Annotated in this window: 12 protein-coding genes; 4 read left to right on the plus strand and 8 right to left on the minus strand. The window is 60.9% G+C overall.

Features of this window, described 5'->3' with window-relative positions; translation table 11 throughout:
- The first annotated feature begins 32 nt into the window (after positions 1-32).
- The gene (locus F8N12_RS14470; RefSeq protein ID WP_150581031.1) at positions 33-938 is read left to right on the plus strand and encodes a helix-turn-helix domain-containing protein; all 906 of its coding nucleotides are present in this window, start codon (positions 33-35) and stop codon (positions 936-938) included.
- Between the two features lie 65 nt (positions 939-1,003).
- On the opposite strand, the gene F8N12_RS14475 is transcribed toward F8N12_RS14470, so the two are convergent.
- From F8N12_RS14475 to F8N12_RS14510, 8 genes are all read right to left on the minus strand, one after another.
- Complete coding sequence (locus tag F8N12_RS14475) at positions 1,004-1,930, minus strand: quinone oxidoreductase family protein (protein ID WP_150581032.1); 927 nt, start codon at positions 1,928-1,930, stop codon at positions 1,004-1,006.
- 82 nt (positions 1,931-2,012) lie between these two features.
- Positions 2,013-3,272 (minus strand): MFS transporter, encoded by a 1,260-nt coding sequence (locus F8N12_RS14480; protein ID WP_150581033.1) that lies wholly within the window; start codon positions 3,270-3,272, stop codon positions 2,013-2,015.
- 11 nt (positions 3,273-3,283) lie between these two features.
- A complete protein-coding gene (locus F8N12_RS14485; RefSeq protein ID WP_150581034.1) occupies positions 3,284-4,105 on the minus strand; it encodes an SDR family NAD(P)-dependent oxidoreductase in 822 nt (273 codons plus the stop codon).
- A 59-nt stretch (positions 4,106-4,164) separates the two neighbouring features.
- Entirely contained in the window at positions 4,165-5,529 is a 1,365-nt protein-coding gene (locus F8N12_RS14490) for a phosphotransferase family protein (protein ID WP_150581035.1), read from the minus strand.
- 38 nt (positions 5,530-5,567) lie between these two features.
- Positions 5,568-6,017: a nuclear transport factor 2 family protein gene (locus tag F8N12_RS14495; protein WP_150581036.1), complete on the minus strand. Its 450-nt coding sequence runs from the start codon at positions 6,015-6,017 to the stop codon at positions 5,568-5,570.
- 216 nt (positions 6,018-6,233) lie between these two features.
- Positions 6,234-7,052: an SDR family NAD(P)-dependent oxidoreductase gene (locus F8N12_RS14500; protein WP_150581037.1), complete on the minus strand. Its 819-nt coding sequence runs from the start codon at positions 7,050-7,052 to the stop codon at positions 6,234-6,236.
- A gap of 64 nt (positions 7,053-7,116) precedes the next feature.
- On the minus strand, positions 7,117-8,469 hold the full coding sequence (locus F8N12_RS14505; protein WP_150581038.1) for a DUF1329 domain-containing protein: 1,353 nt from the start codon (positions 8,467-8,469) through the stop codon (positions 7,117-7,119).
- Positions 8,470-8,535: 66 nt separating this feature from the next.
- Entirely contained in the window at positions 8,536-10,206 is a 1,671-nt protein-coding gene (locus F8N12_RS14510; RefSeq protein WP_150581039.1) for a DUF1302 domain-containing protein, read from the minus strand.
- A gap of 357 nt (positions 10,207-10,563) precedes the next feature.
- On the opposite strand from F8N12_RS14510, the gene F8N12_RS14515 reads away from it, so the two are divergent.
- The 3 genes from F8N12_RS14515 (at position 10,564) to F8N12_RS14525 (ending at position 16,005) form a co-directional block, all read left to right on the plus strand.
- Positions 10,564-14,127 carry an indolepyruvate ferredoxin oxidoreductase family protein gene (locus F8N12_RS14515; RefSeq protein WP_150581040.1) on the plus strand — a complete coding sequence of 1,188 codons (3,564 nt, stop codon included), beginning with the start codon at positions 10,564-10,566 and terminating at the stop codon, positions 14,125-14,127.
- Positions 14,128-14,197: 70 nt separating this feature from the next.
- A complete protein-coding gene (locus tag F8N12_RS14520) occupies positions 14,198-15,379 on the plus strand; it encodes an acetyl-CoA C-acetyltransferase (RefSeq protein WP_150581041.1) in 1,182 nt (393 codons plus the stop codon).
- The gene (locus F8N12_RS14525) at positions 15,376-16,005 is read left to right on the plus strand and encodes a TetR/AcrR family transcriptional regulator (RefSeq protein WP_150581042.1); all 630 of its coding nucleotides are present in this window, start codon (positions 15,376-15,378) and stop codon (positions 16,003-16,005) included. The genes F8N12_RS14520 and F8N12_RS14525 overlap by 4 nt, the downstream gene beginning before the upstream one ends.
- Positions 16,006-16,029: the final 24 nt, after the last annotated feature.

The raw sequence follows: 16,029 nt of genomic DNA on the forward strand, positions 1-16,029 counted from the left end.
CGCCAATAATAAAAATGGCTGAAGGTTGAAAAATGAACGCGATCCATTACAGCGAGTACAACTGTGAAGCGTCTGGCAATTTCCTGACTGAAGCTTCACTGGCAAAACAAGGCTTCGACATTCGTGTTGAAAACGCGCAATGGTCCAACACCGGCACCGCCCTCATCGAAACGGGCGACAGTTGCTTGTTACGCCTGATGCTTCCTGCCAGCGCTCAGATCAAGCCCAACTCCGGCAGTTTCTCCAGTCACGGCGCGCATCAGTTCCAGCCGTTGGGCAAACTGTTGTTCATTCCCGGCGGCACTGAATTCCATTTGCGCCACGATGCCGGCGAGCAAAAAGCCCTGGTGTGTCTGTTCGATCCCGCTTCCCTCGGTGTCCTGGGCAGTTATCGCTGGAACTGGCAGGACAACGTCAGCGCAGCCATGCTCAACCTGCAAAGCGGCTACCTGCACGCCTCGCTGCAACGCCTGGCCGAAGAAGTGGCCAATCCGGGTTTCGCCAGTGAACTGCATACCGAGTGCCTGCTCACCAGCATTGCCCTGGACCTGCGTCGGGAATTTATCGACGCGCCCGAGCCGGCTGTCTGTGCTTCACCCTGCGCTGAAAAACTCAACCCTCGGCAACTCAACATCCTGCGCGAACTACTCAACAGCAACAGCGAAGAAGGCCGCTCCCTGGGCCACCTGGCGCGGGCCTGCGACCTGCCGCTGCGCACGCTGTCGAGTCGTTGCAAAAACACCACCGGCATGACCTTGCGCCAGTACGCCGCGCAAAGTCGCCTGCACAAAGCCGTGGCGCTGTTGGCGGACCCACGGTTGCTGATCAAGCAGGTGGCCTATCAGGCTGGCTTCAACAACGCCGCCGCGCTCAGTGCTGCTTTTCGCAAAGAACTCGGTGTCACGCCCGAAGAATTCCGCCAGCAGCGCCAGCGTTGACAGGCGCCGGCACAGCGCCGGCTAATGAACCTGTGGTAAGCAGGCTTGCCCCTGGCCACAATGGCTTAACGTCGGATCGTCGCGGTGATTTTCGCGTGCGGCCCATTCACCTGAGCGGCCCAGGCTTCAGCCGCCTGGTCGAGGGTGAAATCCAGGTAATCCACCTGAATCTGCTGCTCCTTGGCGATCTTCAGCAGACGCAGCCAGATCTGTTCACGGTCTGCGGGTGGGCGCTGGCCCGTGCCGATGCACGACAAGTTGCGAAACAGCAGATCGGCAATATCCAGATTGAGCTGGCGTCCGGCGCCTGTGCCAATGGTCATGATTCGCGCGCCCCAGTTGGTCGCTTTCAAAGACGTCAGCATCGGTTGACCGCACACCAAGTCGAGCACCACATCAAACCCGCCATCGGCCGCATCCTTGAGCGCAGCGACATCATCGCTGCCCCCCAGGGTTACCACCTCATCAGCGAGGCCTCGCGACTTCAATCGCCCGAGGGCCTCAGCAGACCGGGCAGCCCCGACCACTTTCCCCGCACCCAGACCACGCGCCAGTTGCAGGGCGATCTGGCCGAGCGTGCCGGTCGCGCCGAGGATCAATACTTTCTCACCCTTCTGAATCGCGGCTTTTTCCAACGGCACGATGGCACCGGTCGCGGCGATGCCCATGCTGATCGCAGTCTTGTCATCCACGTCGTCCGGCACATCCCACACTTCGGCTTGCGGCACTAGAGTGCGTTCCGCCCAGGCACCAAAAGGCAGCACCGAACGCTCGCCGAAATACACCCGACGGCCATCCGGCGCACGTCCCACACCTTCGCCGCGGATGACACAGGGATATTCAACACCCAGTCGGTAGGCGCCAAGTACATCCCAGCCGCCAAGGCCCGCGGTATCGACGTCGATCAGCACCGAGCCGTCTTGCGGTTGCGGATCACGAAACTCTCCCACTACCGGCGGCGCATTGCGCTCGGAAATGATTGCTGCACGCATGGCATTCTCCTTGTCTGTTTTATTGTCAGGCTGCACTTGATGCAATAATTGAACATTAATCTATTATCTGTCCATATCTACTTCAGCAACTGCCCTGGGTGGCCACCCGTGGCTGGGGCTTATAGCGCGGGTACCCGCCGAGTGTCAGGAGCAGCAAGGGGCCAACCACAAAGCAGATGAAACTGAACAGCAGCATCGCCGAATAGCCGCCGGTGAGCTTGAACAGCCCGGCGAACAACAACGGCGAAATCGCCGCTCCGGCGGTGATCAAGCCCAGGTGCGCGCCGAACAGACGGCCGTAGTCGCGCATGCCGAAATAGCGGGCAATCAGGAATGCAGCGATATCAAATTCGGCGCCGGCACCCACGCCTACCAACAAGGTGGCGAGGGTGTACATCGCGATAGTGGAATCCCCATAGGCGAAAATTGCGCAGGCAAATGCCGGCATCAGCAGCGCGACGGAGGCGACGCCGGGCGCCCACAACCGGTCGATCAGGTAACCCACCAGCAGCCGGCCCAGAATCAGTGACACGCCGAAGCTGGCAAAAATCTGGCTCGCCTGCAGGGCGCTCAGGCCCCGGTCCTGCAGCAATGGCACAATGTTGGTGACCATGCCCACTACGCACGCCACCACCAGCGTCATCGACAGGTTGCATACCCAGAACCGCCACGAGCGCAGGGCCTCACGCAGCAGCAATCCGCCGCTTTGCTCACTGGCGGTGGGAAGTTGCGTCGAGTGGTCGCTGACGGTCGCCGCCGGCAACAACCAGCGTAATGCCAATGGCAACGCCAGCAGCACCGGCAATACACCCAGCGCGAGGAAACCCGCCTGCCAGTTCCAGCGACTGATCGCCCAAGCGGTGATCAGCGGCAACATGATGGCCGCCAGCCCGGAGCCGCTGAGGATGATTGCCAGCGCCAGACCACGGTTGTCTTCGAACCACAAGTTGACCAAGTGCGACCAGGTCACCTGCAACGTGCCCAAACCCGCCAGCGGCACCAGAAAAAACCCGAGATACAAGGTCCAGATCGAGCCGTTGATTGAGGTCAGAAGAAAGACACTGGTGGACAACGCCAACAGCGACAGCAACGTCACCCGTCGCAAGCCGTAGCGCGCGTTGAGCCAGCCGGCCAGTTGCGAAGCCACGATCGTGCCCAGCGACAACGCGGTGATCGCCGCTTGCAACTCCGCCCTGCCCCAGCCCATGGCCTGTTCCATCGGAATCACCATGGAGCTGAAGCTGTACAGCAGCAATGAACTGGAACTGGTGGCAACGCCGACCAGCGCCAGAATCAGTACCCGCCAGCCGCGTTTGAATTCTGCGTTATCAAAGCCTTTCATGGTCTGTTGCCTCAGTCGTTGCCGATAAACACAGCCGCTTCCGCGCTCTTGCTCAGCACATGCGCACGGCGTGCCGCGCCAGGTGCAGTCGCGACCTGCACAAGGGTGTCCTCGGGGTGAATCAGCGTCGGGCCATTGCCCAGTTCCTCAAGCGCCAGCAGCGCCAGGTCTTGCGCCTTGGGCAGGGTCATGGTCAAGGCATCGGGAATCTTCAGTTTGACCATGGCATCGCGCATGGTCGGCGTGTCAACGGTGCCAATGAGCAGGTTGAGCACGTCCACACCGCGGTCCTTCCATTCGGCCCATAGCGACTCGCCGAGGTTGAGGGCAAAGCCTTTGGTTGCGGTGTACATCGCCAGTTTGCGAATTCCCCCCAGGGCTGCCTGGGAACCCACCAGCAGCAAGCCGCCCTGCCCGCGTTCCAGCATGGCGGCTCCGAAGGCGTGGCTGCATTGCATGACGGTCGAGCAGTTGAGGCGCAGCAAGGCGCCCCAGTCCTTGGCCGACGTATCGAGAAAGCGCGTGATGTAGGGATCACCACCCGCGTTGTAGATAAACAGCCCGACTTGCAGTGGTCCGACCGCCATTAAAAGCCGTTCACAGGCATCGGGATGTGAAAGGTCCAGGGTCACCACCAGCACCTCGACGGCATAACGATCCTCGAGTTCGCCTTTCAATTGCGCCAGGGCATCGCCGCGGCGCGCCACCAGAATGCAATTGAGGCCGCGCTCGCCGAGCGCGTGGGCAAACGCCTCGCCGACGCCATGTGAGGCCCCGGCGATCACTGCCCATGGGCCATACCGATGCAGGAAAGCGTTATCAGGAACAGACATAAACACTCCAGAAACAGGGGGCCGGCGATCAGCCGACGGGCGAAACAGGCTGCACCGCGTCAGACGACGGGCGGCAGGTCGATGTGGCTGGCGGAGGCACCAATGGCGGTGCTGCCATACACCAGCACGCGCCGCTCGATCTGCGCCATGAACAGCCGCAGCAAAGGTTGGTCGTGTTCAGGGCCGGCACTTTTGACGAAAGCTTCCAGCGCTGCATCGATCTCGCTGTAGTCACTGAAGGTGCGGTCCAGCAGGACTTGCGCTTCCTGTAGCTCCAGCGCGCGCAAGTGCAATTCCATGGCATCACCACGGCCCAGGTACTCGACCAGCTTGCTCACCGCGCGCAGTTTGGTTTTCTGGAAGTCACTGCCGACCTCCACCTGCGCCAAGGCATCGGTGAGCATGGTCAGCAAGTGCGCATTCGGGCCGCTCTGGACAATGTCCAGCGCCGGCGTTTGCAGCGCCACACCCATGGCTTCGGCCAGCGCATGCACCACCACCCGGCGCAGGGCTATGTCAAATTCGGTGTAGGTGTCATGAGGGTCGCCCGGTTGCGGCGTGGCCACCGATGCCGAGAACTGCATCGTGCTGACCGTGGCGAACAGAGCCGTGTGGTAGCGCACGACGTCGGGGTCTGCGGGCTCACCGGTCACCTGCTGATAATAGAGATAAAGCGCGGCGAAACTGTCGCCCAGCGGCTCGTAATTGTCGCGCATCCGCGCCGATGCCAAATCAGCCAACGGATCACCGATCATGGCGAATTCGAAATCGTAAAGCCCGTGGACCTTGCCGTTCTCAAACAGAAACTGACCGGAATCGTATTGAACGAAAGCTGGACGGGTACGGTGCTGTGGCACATTGCGGCGCAGCCAGCCGAGGGCGAATTCGGCCAGAGGCTGAGGCCGGGTCTTGTTGCGCGCATACAGTGGGTAATAGGCTTCCAGGCCTGCGAGAGTGATGTCCTCGGCACCGATCGGCAGATGAATTCCCTGGTCAATGAAAGGTTGCAACGGCAGCTGATGCATACGCGCCATGGCATCGACCCACTGGCGTGAGACGGCGTGCCGTTCGGCATCATTTTTTGCCGTCTTGACGTCGCGGCTGCCCGGTACCAGCTCCATCAGGATCGCTGGCGGGTCCTCGCAAAAACCGTAGATCCGCGGTACCGGCACGCCTTGCTCACCGAGCAACGTCAGAATGTCCGCCTCACGACGCAGATCCGGAAAAGGGCTGACATCGCCGCCCCGTTCGCCACGGATATGCAGTTGCAGGGTTTCGCCAGCCCGTTGCAGCTCCAGGTTCCACGCCGGACGCCAGCGCAGCAGGCGCTGCATGGAGGTGATATTTCCGCCCAGCAGCCCTTCGACAAAGGCACGCAGCTTTTCTTCGAGCGGATCAGGGCTTGTATTTATTATTGTTGGCATACGGGGTCTTCCTCACGCGCTGTCGTCCAGCGCCGGTATCAATGGGTGCTGGTGGTAACAGCGCTCGGCCCGCCGACGTGCTCCAGCGCCACACCCTTTTTCTTCGCCAGATCGGCGGTGTCCAGGTATTCGCGCCAGGCACAGATCAGACCGTGCTCGTCCAGCTCGTAGACTGCGACCATGGAGTGCGGCATCGGCACGCCATTGCTGACGCAGTAGTCATCGCGCTCGGTCATCACCACGCGCTCGGAGGAGACGATGTGGCGCGTGGTGCAGCGGTTATGCGTGACGTAACTCATCTGCCGCTCGATCTCCTGGCGCAGCGCCTGACTTCCGCGGATCACCGGGCCACCCGGCACCCACAGTTGCCATACGGCGTCGTCGGCGAAGGTGGCCATGATGCGTTCGATATCCGGGCGGCTGCCATCGCTGCCGTCGCCCCAGGCGGCGAGCATGTCGAGGATGAAACGTTCCTGTTCGAGTGCCATTAAACGGGCTCCAGTGCAGTGAATGGATCGGGGTCAGATTGTGATGTTGGTCACTTGAGGCAATTTTCCGGCGAGCAAAAAATCTGTGGCAATGGGATTTATCCCCGATCAAGGCGACTTGTTCTGTCTGATCAGTCGCGGAGGGCCGCTTCGTGTCCCAACGGGGATAAATCCCCTCGCCACATGGCCCGCGCTTTGCTCGTCAGCATTTCGGGATCAAGCCGAGGTTTGCGGCAGCAGAAAATTACGCACCACCGGCACCATCGGCGTGCCGCAGCTCATGCCGCCGTCAACACGCATCAGCGTGCCGTTGACGTAGGCGGCGTCATCGCTGGCGAGAAAGGCCGCCATAGCGGCAATATCTTGCGGCTCGCCCAGTTGCGGTACATTTTGCAGGTCCAGAAACGCGGCCTTCATGGCCTCGTTGGCCCAGCTCTCCATGGCTGGCGTGCGAATCACTCCAGGCAAAATGCCGTTGCAGCGAATGCCGCGTTTGCCGAAGGTGGCGGCAATGCTTTGCACGTACCAGTTGAGCGCGGCCTTGGAAGCGCCGTAGCTGAACTGGGAAATTTCCCCGGCAATCGAGCTGGTGGACGAGGTGAACAGAATCGAACCGCTGCCTTGGGCGAGCATGTGCGGCAAGGCGTATTTGCACGCCAGTACGCCACCCAGCACGTTGACGCGCATGCAGTTGTGGAACAGCTCGGTGTTGAAGTTGATGAAGTCAATGTCGCGGGTAGTGGCCGGGTTTCGGTACACGGCATTGTTGAAGAGGACGTCAATTCGGCCGAAGGTTTGCACAGTCTGTTCGACCATCAGCCGCAACGCCTCTTCATCGCCGACATCCACCTGCAGGGCCAGTGCCTTGGCGCCGATTTCAGTCGCCACGGCCTGCGCCGATTCAGCGAACAGGTCGGTGACCACCACCGTGGCGCCCTCTTGGGCAAAACGCAGGGCCGAGGCACGGCCGATGCCACTGCCGGCGCCGGTGATCACGCAGACTTTGCCGGCTAAACGTTGGTGAATCTCGCTCATAAAGGGATCTCGGGACGGATAAAAAAATCGGCGCCCATGGCGAGCGCCGAAAAGGAGCATGAGGTCAGCGGGTCTGGCCACCGGCTATGGTCTGCGGATTGGCTTCACGCTCAGCGACCGGGGCCTCGCGGTAGCGCGTCGGGCCATTGCCGAACATGCCGTACTGGTCACGGGTGAAGTCGTACAACGAGTAGGAATCCTGTTGCGGATTATTCGGAACGCCATAGGCCTGGATGTTGTATTGCGAGCCGGTGCGAAACAGCGCGCCGCTGTCGTCCCAGGCGTCGTAGACCGCAGCGCCAAAGGTGTCTTCGTCAATGTAGTAGCGGCGTTTTTTCTGCGCGTGGCGCACGCCGTCCTTGCGCGTCGCTTCCACCACCCAGACGCGGTGCAGCTCCCAGCGCTCACAGGCAGGATTGATATGCTTGGGCATGAGCTTCTTGTCCATGTCACAGCCCCATTTCAGCGTGTAGTTGCTGTAGGGGATGAACATTTCCTTCTTGCCCACCAGCTTCCAGTCGAAGCGGTCCATCTTTCCGGAGAACAGGAAGATTTCGTCGTAGAACGCCACACCACCAAATGCCGAGTTGGGCGTGTCGTAGTTGAATTCCGGGGCTTTGCGGACACGGCGCTGGCCGGTGCTGTAGCTCCACGCATAACGAGAGTCGGCGACCGGATCGAGGTAATCCCAATACCCGGAAGCCTGCCCGGCCGTACGGGCCGGCGCGACGATGCGTGACCAGATGCGCTGGGCTATTTTCGGATCACGCCCCGGAACATCCATCTGGTAGAAAGGTTTTTCGCCGGTGGAGCGGTTGGTGTTGGTCAACGTCGCATGACCCTCGTTGACAACATAGGCGCTGTGATTCCAGTCCCAGCCATTCACCCCCTGGTAGTTGAGGATGTAGTTCCACATCAGTTCTCGGCCATCTCGCGGCAACGGAAACGGCAGGCCGCCACGGCAGCCCTCGCTGATCGACAGTCCGTCGTTCTCGGTTTTGCAGTCCTTGCGGTTGGCGTTACGTTGGGTGGCGGCGAGAAAATTGGCCGGAAAGGTCGCCGTGCGGTGGGTGGGGTACACCTCTAGGTAATAGGTGTCGGGGTTCTGCTTGAGCAACTGCATTTGCCTGGCGGCCAGTTGGTCGGCGTATTGGTCGGCGTTGGCCGCGGTAATGCGCAGTCGTGGTTTCTCGCTGGCGAACGGGTTTGGCCAGTTGCCGTCGCCGGGCACCAGCCCTGCGGGCACTTTCAGGCCACCTTCGTAGGGCGGAATAGTGCCCGCCGCGTTACCCGCCACAATTGCACCAAAGGTCGTCAGCTTGCCGCCCAGGTCGGCGATGGTAGCGCCCTCATCGGCCACGGCCGACCCCGCCAAAGCAACGGCCACAAGGCCTATCGCATATGCATTAACCGTCATAACGTTCTCCATTCAGATGGGTGATAGCCGAGCCCGGCAATCACTGCATTGCAGTTCAAGGGCGGTTCAGAACGCTGTGCTGAGGGTTAGCGAGACCCAGTTACGGTCGGTCAGGCCCACGTCGCCGGTCCCGCCAATCACGGTTTTGCCTACGCCGGCAACCTCGCCATATTTGCGTTCGCTGCCGTAGCCGATGTACGACAGGGTCACGTCGACACGCTCGTCGTAGGTGCCCTTCACACCGGCTTTCCAGGTGTATTTGCCTTCGTTGCCACCGCCGGTGGCGGCATTGCCGTTGACCCCGTAATCCACACTCATGGGCGTGGAAATATTCCAGCCCGGGAATACCCCCAGCCATTGCGGCGCGAAGCTGACCGCGAGGCCGACATAGTTTTTGGTCGCGCAGCCGTAGTGCTTGTCCTGGCCCGCCGGGCAGCCGTCATAGCCCTCGCCCTTGAAGAGTTCTTCGTGCTTGGTGACCCGCTGCACATGACTGAACGCCATTTCGGTAATCAGGCTGCCGGTGTCGAAGTAATCGGTGCGCGGCAGCAGCCACAGGCCGTTGACCACCATGTGCCAGGTGTCACCGCGTGCGCCCTGATTGTCTGCCGTACTGATGTTGCTGGAGACCAGCGAGGTGTTTTGCCGATAGGACAGGTCTACGCCGAGGGACCCGCCACCCAGCACCGGGCCTGCGGAATACCCCAGGCCATAGAGTTTGACGTTCTCGGCATACACGTAACGGGCGAAAGTCGGCGCCACTTGCAGGCCCCATGGGTTGTAGTCATCGAACTCGCGATAGAAGGCACTGACTTCCGAATGCAGGAAGTCGAAGCTGTAGGTGCCCATCACACCCCAGTTACCCTTGTCCTTGGGTTTGAGCGGGTCAATCAGCGGCCGCGAGAAACCACTGAACAGCGGCAAGCGGTCCGGCCCTTCCAGCGCGACATCCGCGGAGGCCAGATACGTGCCGCCTTCAGGGGCGCGTGTGGTGTCCCATTCGAAGAAATACTGCGCCGCCACTGACAGCTTGTCGGTGACTTGCGCCTGGGTGGAAATCTGCGTCAGCGGCAGGAAGATTTCGCGGGTTTCGGTGCCAGGGTTGCTCACCGCTTTGCGACCATCCAGCGGTGCCTGCGAGTAGGACACGGCATGACCGGCGATCAGCAGTCCATTGCCCCAATACACGGTGTGCCGGCCGGCACGCACGCTGACCGGGATGTCGCCCAGATCGAAGCGGGTAAACGCGAAGGCATCCAGTAACTCGCCGCTCGGTCCGCGGTGGTAACGCTTGGTGAAACTGGAGTATTTGCCGTTGTTGTAACTCGGCGTGCTGGTGCCGGGAAAAATGCCGGGATAGTAGACATTGCCCGGGCTGGTTTCGACGTCGGTGTCTTCGTAAGCTTGGTCGTACCAGCCCGCGGCGCTGATGCGAAAGCCGTTGTATTGCTTGTAGGCGACTTCCATTTCGCTCATCACATCGACGCGATTGGTCACCACGTCGCCACGATCAAACTTGGCGTCTGACTCATCGTAACTGGCGTTGTTGGCCAATGCCGAGTCGCGCCCTTCGGCCCGGATGCCGAGGTTGTAGCGCACGGTGTTGTCCCAGCGCGCTGTGAGGTCAGGACTGCCGGTATCAAACTCGGCCGCCTGACTGTCTGCAACGATCAAGGCTCCCCCGGTCACGCTGAACCAGACAACCAGGCTTAACGACTTCAGCTTTGCGTCGATCATCAACACTCCCTCTACATTCTTGTTGTTATTGGCGGCCGTGGCGTCGGGCCCTGTGGACCTCGCTGATCAGCACCGCCCCAGGGCATTCGGCGTGGGTTGAAGTAGACGGGACGGGGTGGTTTGGGCACAACGAAAGGGAGCATTGCTGAAGTGCATTTCGCTATTGGTCAAATGCACAAACGCCAGACAGGGATCGCGCAATACAAGCCGGCGATGTGGCGCGTTATTGGAATAACCAATACCGACTGCCTGTTTTTGTGATTTTACGATGACTACACCGCTCCCTAGACTTCGGCCAATAACAAGGCAACGCCGTGCCTCTGGCGCCGCCATGACAATAAAGCCTGGAGAATGAACATGAGTGCGGCCCCGTCTCTGGATGACAAGTACGTCCAGCACACTGGAAAAGTTTTGCTCACCGGGATTCAAGCGCTGGTGCGTCTGCCGTTGATGCAGCGCCAGCGCGATCTGGCCAACGGTCTGAACACGGCCGGTTTCATTTCCGGTTATCGAGGCTCGCCGCTGGGCGGTTTCGATCAGGCATTGTGGAAGGCGCGCGACTATCTCAAGGAGCACCACACGGTGTTCCATCCAGGCATGAACGAAGACCTCGCCGCGACCTCGATCTGGGGCACGCAGCAGGTCAATCTGTTCGAAGGCGCGACCTACGACGGCGTGTTCGGCATGTGGTACGGCAAGGGCCCGGGCGTCGACCGCTGTGGCGACGTGTTCCGCCACGCCAACGCTGCCGGTACTTCACAGTTTGGCGGTGTGCTGGCCATTGCCGGTGACGATCACGGGGCGCGCTCCTCTTCACTGCCGCACCAGACCGAGCACATTTTCAAAGCGGTGATGATGCCGGTGCTGGCACCTTCGGGCGTTCAGGAATACCTCGACTACGGCATGCATGGCTGGGCCATGTCGCGTTATTCCGGGTGCTGGGTGGCCCTCAAGGCTGTGGCCGATACCGTAGAAAGCGCGGCCATCGTCGACATCGACATTCATCGCGTACAACCGATCATTCCGCAAATCCCGTTGCCTGAAGGCGGCTTGAACATCCGCTGGCCGGATCCGCCCCTGGCGCAGGAGCAGCGGTTGCTGGAGCACAAGTTGTACGCCGCCCTCGCCTACGCCCGCGCCAACCGCCTCGACCGCATCGTGATGGACTCACCCAAAGCGCGCATCGGCATCATCACCTCCGGCAAATCGTACCTCGACGTGTGCCAGGCCCTGAAAATCCTCGGTATCGACGAGACGCTTGCGCAGCAGATCGGCCTGCGCGTGTACAAAGTCGGGATGGTCTGGCCATTGGAAGCGGAAGGCGTGCGCCAGTTCGCCGAGGGCCTGGAGGAAATCGTCGTGGTGGAAGAGAAACGCCACATGATCGAATACCAGTTGAAGGAAGAGCTCTACAACTGGCGCGACGACGTCCGCCCGCGCATCGTCGGCAAGTTTGATGACAAAGGTGAGTGGAGCCTGCCTCACACCGACTGGTTGCTGCCAGCGATCAGCGACCTGACGCCAGCGATGATCGCTCGGGCCTTGGCCAAACGCATCTTGCGCCTGCATCAAAACGGCCCGCTGCAAGTACGGCTGGCGGTGCTCGATGCGCAGCGGGCCAGCAAAGGTCAGTTCACCAATCTGATGGACCGCGTGCCCCACTATTGTTCCGGTTGCCCGCACAACACCTCGACCAAAGTCCCGCAGGGCAGTCGTGCACTGGCCGGCATCGGTTGCCATTACATGGCAGCATGGATTTACCCGCAGACCCAGACGTTCAGTCAGATGGGCGGCGAAGGCGTCGCGTGGATTGGTCAGGCACCGTTCACCACCACGGCGCATGTCTTCGCCAACCTGGGTGACGGCACCTATTTTCACTCCGGCATTCTCGCGATTCGCGCGGCCATCGCCGCCAAGGTGCAAATCACCTACAAGATTCTCTACAACGACGCCGTCGCCATGACCGGCGGACAACCTGTCGACGGCAGCCTCAGCGTCGCGCAAATCAGCCGGCAACTGGTGGCCGAAGGCGTGCAGCGCGTGGTAGTGGTCAGCGAAGATGTCGAGAAATACCAGCACATCAACGATCTGGCAGACGGCGTGGCGGTGTTGCGGCGCGACAAGATGGACGAAGTGCAAGAGGAGCTGCGCCAGTTCCAGGGCGTGTCGGCCATCATCTATGACCAGACGTGCGCTGCGGAAAAACGTCGCCGGCGCAAGCGCGGCAAGTTTCCCGATCCGGCACGCCGGGTGGTGATCAACGAAGCCGTCTGTGAAGGCTGCGGCGATTGCAGCAGCAAGTCCAACTGCATGTCGGTGGTGGCGGTGGAAACCGAGTTCGGCCGCAAGCGTGAAATCGACCAGTCTTCATGCAACAAGGACTTCACTTGCCTCAACGGCTTCTGCCCGAGTTTTGTCACGGTCGAAGGTGGGACGTTGCGCAAACCCAAAGCGCTGGCAGCGAAAGCGGATGAAGTCTGGGACTTGCCCACGCCTTCGACTGTCGCGCTGGACGTGCCGTACAGCATTCTGGTGACCGGCGTGGGCGGTACGGGCGTAGTGACGATTGGCGCCTTGCTCGGGATGGCGGCGTTTATCGAGGGCAAGGGCACGCTGAACCTGGACATGGCCGGCATGGCGCAAAAAGGTGGCGCCGTATGGTCGCATATCCGCATTGCCGCGCATCAGGACCAATTGTTTGCACCGCGGATTGCCGAAGGTGAAGCGGCCCTGCTGCTGGGTTGTGATCTGGTGGTCAGCGCCAATACCGAAACCCTGTCCAAGCTGCGCCAGGGCGTTACGCATGCGCTGATCAACAGCGAAGAAACCATCACCAGCGCTTTTGTGCGGACCTTTGCGCAACAGGCGGAAAGCGGTGACCTGCTCAAGCATCCGGACCCGACATTCCAGACCCGGACCATGTCGGCACAAATCGCTGAAGCGGTCGGTCATGCTCAGGCAGACTTCATCGACGCAAGCAAAATCGCCACGGCATTGATGGGCGATTCGATTGCCACCAATACCTTCATGCTTGGCTATGCCTGCCAGAAAGGCTGGCTTCCGGTTGGCGAAGCGGCGCTGCTGCAAGCCATCGAACTGAATGGCACGGCGGTGCCCTTCAACCTCGCCGCGTTTGCCTGGGGCCGACGCAGCGCCGAAGATTTGCCACGGGTATTGCGCAAGCTGGAAGCGGGCAAGGTACAGAATGCCGACCGCCTGTTGTCGCAAAGCCTGGAAGAAACGCTGGAGCGGCGCGTGGCATTCCTCACCGGCTATCAGAACAAAGCCTATGCCCAGCGCTACCGGGACAAGGTCGAGCAGTTCATGCAGGCGGAGACTGCGCTGCTCGGGCAACCGGGCGAGCTGTCGGCAAACGTCGCCCGCTACTACTTCAAAGTGCTGGCCATCAAGGACGAATACGAAGTGGCACGCCTGTTTACCGACGGCCAGTTCCTGCAAAAAATCCAGGCAGGCTTCGAGGGTGATTACCGCCTGCGCTTCCACCTCGCTCCACCGCTGCTAAATGACAACGGCAGTGGCCGTGAGCCAAAAAAACGCAGTTTTGGCCCATGGATGCTGCAAGGCTTCAAGCTTCTGGCCAGGTTCCGGTTCCTGCGCAACACCTGGGCCGATCCGTTTGGTCACACTCACGAACGCAAGGTGGAACGTAACTGGCTGGCCAATTACGAACGAGTCCTCGACGAAGTGTTGATGGATTTGACTGCCGACAACCTGAGCCTGGCCCAGGACCTGGCACAGCTGCCAGACAGCGTGCGCGGTTATGGCCCGGTCAAGGAGCGCTTCCTCGTCCACGCCCAACAGCGTCAGGCGCAATTGCTTGAACGGTGGCGCGATGGCTCGAACGCGCAGTTCCACGATGCCAGTCAGACCGGCAGCAAAATAGCCGTTACCCAACTTTAAGCCCGAGTGTGGCAGGCGTCGTTTGCCGGAAAAGGCACCACGCCGTATCTACCGAAAACTGGAGCACAGCATGCATGAAGTCGTGATAGTCGCCGCCACCCGCACCGCCATCGGTACCTTCCAGGGCGCATTGGCCAACACCAGTGCCGTGGAATTGGGCAGCGTGGTGGTCCAGGCGTTGCTGAAAAAAACCGCAATTGACGTCGACCTGGTCGATGAGTTGATTTTCGGCCAGGTGCTCACGGCCGGGTGTGGGCAAAACCCTGCGCGCCAAGTGGCGCTGAACGCAGGCCTTCCTCATAGCGTATCGGCCATGACCCTGAACAAGCTCTGCGGCTCCGGGTTGAAATCCGTGATGCTGGCGGCTCAGGCGATTCGCTGTGGCGATGCCGAAGTGGTGATCGCCGGCGGTATGGAAAACATGAGCCTGGCCCCCTACACGCTGGCCAAAGCGCGCACCGGCTTGCGCATGGGTAACGCGCAACTGGCCGACTCGCTGCTGCAGGACGGCCTGATCGACGCCTTCCATGACTACCACATGGGCATCACTGCGGAAAATCTGGTCGATGCTCACAGCCTGACCCGTGAGCAGCAGGACGCTTATGCCCTGCGTTCGCAGCAACTGGCCAGCGCAGCCATTGAGGCCGGCCGTTTTGTCGCGGAGATCACCCCGGTGCCGATTGCCCAGCGCAAAGGCGAGCCGCTGCTGTTTGCCGTGGATGAGCAACCTCGCGCGCAAACCACTGCTGGCAGCCTGGCCGGGCTCAAACCGGCCTTCAGGAAAGACGGCAGCGTCACTGCCGGCAACGCCTCGACAATCAATGACGGCGCCGCTGCAGTGCTGTTGATGAGCGAAGACAAGGCCAGGGAGTTGGGCTTGCCCGTTCTGGCAAAGATCAAGGCGGGCGCGAGTGCTGGCGTGGACCCGGCGATCATGGGCATCGGGCCGGTGTCGGCAAGTCGCAAGTGTCTGGCAAAAGCCGGGTGGAGCCTGGCTGATCTCGATCTCATCGAGGCCAACGAAGCATTCGCTGCACAGTCGTTGGCGGTGGGTAAAGAGCTGGATTGGGATTTTGACAAAGTGAACGTCAACGGCGGCGCCATTGCCCTCGGTCACCCGATTGGCGCTTCGGGTTGTCGTGTGCTGGTCACGCTGCTGCACGAAATGCTCAAGCGCGACGCAAAAAAAGGCCTGGTGACCTTATGCATTGGCGGTGGCCAGGGCGTCGCCCTTTTGCTGGAACGTCCATGATTGGCGCCCGCGACGCAACGGCCGCCGGCCCTCAGCCTCGCTGGCCTGGGCAGCCGGATGGCGATGTCGGAACCCGCGAATTGCTGTACCACACGGCGCTCGGGTTATTTTCCGAGCATGGATTCGAAAGTGTCAGCCTGCGCCAATTGGCAGCAGCGATGCATTTGCAGCCGGGGTCACTGTACAACCACATTGAAAGCAAGCAGGCGCTGCTGTTCGAACTGATCGAGACGCATGAAAGCGAGCTGCTGGCGTTGCTGCAAACCAAGGTCGCGCGGCAGGCTGACGGCAGACTGCAACTTCAACGTTTCGTGCGGGCGCACCTGCAATTCAACAGCTTGCACGATCAGCGCCACACGCTGACGCGCATGGAATTTCGCAGCCTCAGTCTGGAGCAGCGCGAACGCGTCGAGCAGCTGCGCGACACCCGCACCCGGCAGCTGGAAAACATCCTCAGTCATTGTGGGTTGCCGGCCGGCCAGCGCCCCCCAATGGCGCTGGGCATGCAAGCATTGCTCGATGGCGTGGTGGCCGGTTACCCGCAGGGCGCGCGGCCTCCTCTGGAAAGTCTGACGACTCTGTTCACCAGCATGGTGCTGACCGGTTTGAGCAGGCCAAAGGCTTAGCAGCTTCTTTCGCACCCATAACAA

Source organism: Pseudomonas fluorescens (assembly GCF_902497625.1).
GTDB classification, from domain to species: Bacteria; Pseudomonadota; Gammaproteobacteria; order Pseudomonadales; family Pseudomonadaceae; genus Aquipseudomonas; species Aquipseudomonas fluorescens_BQ.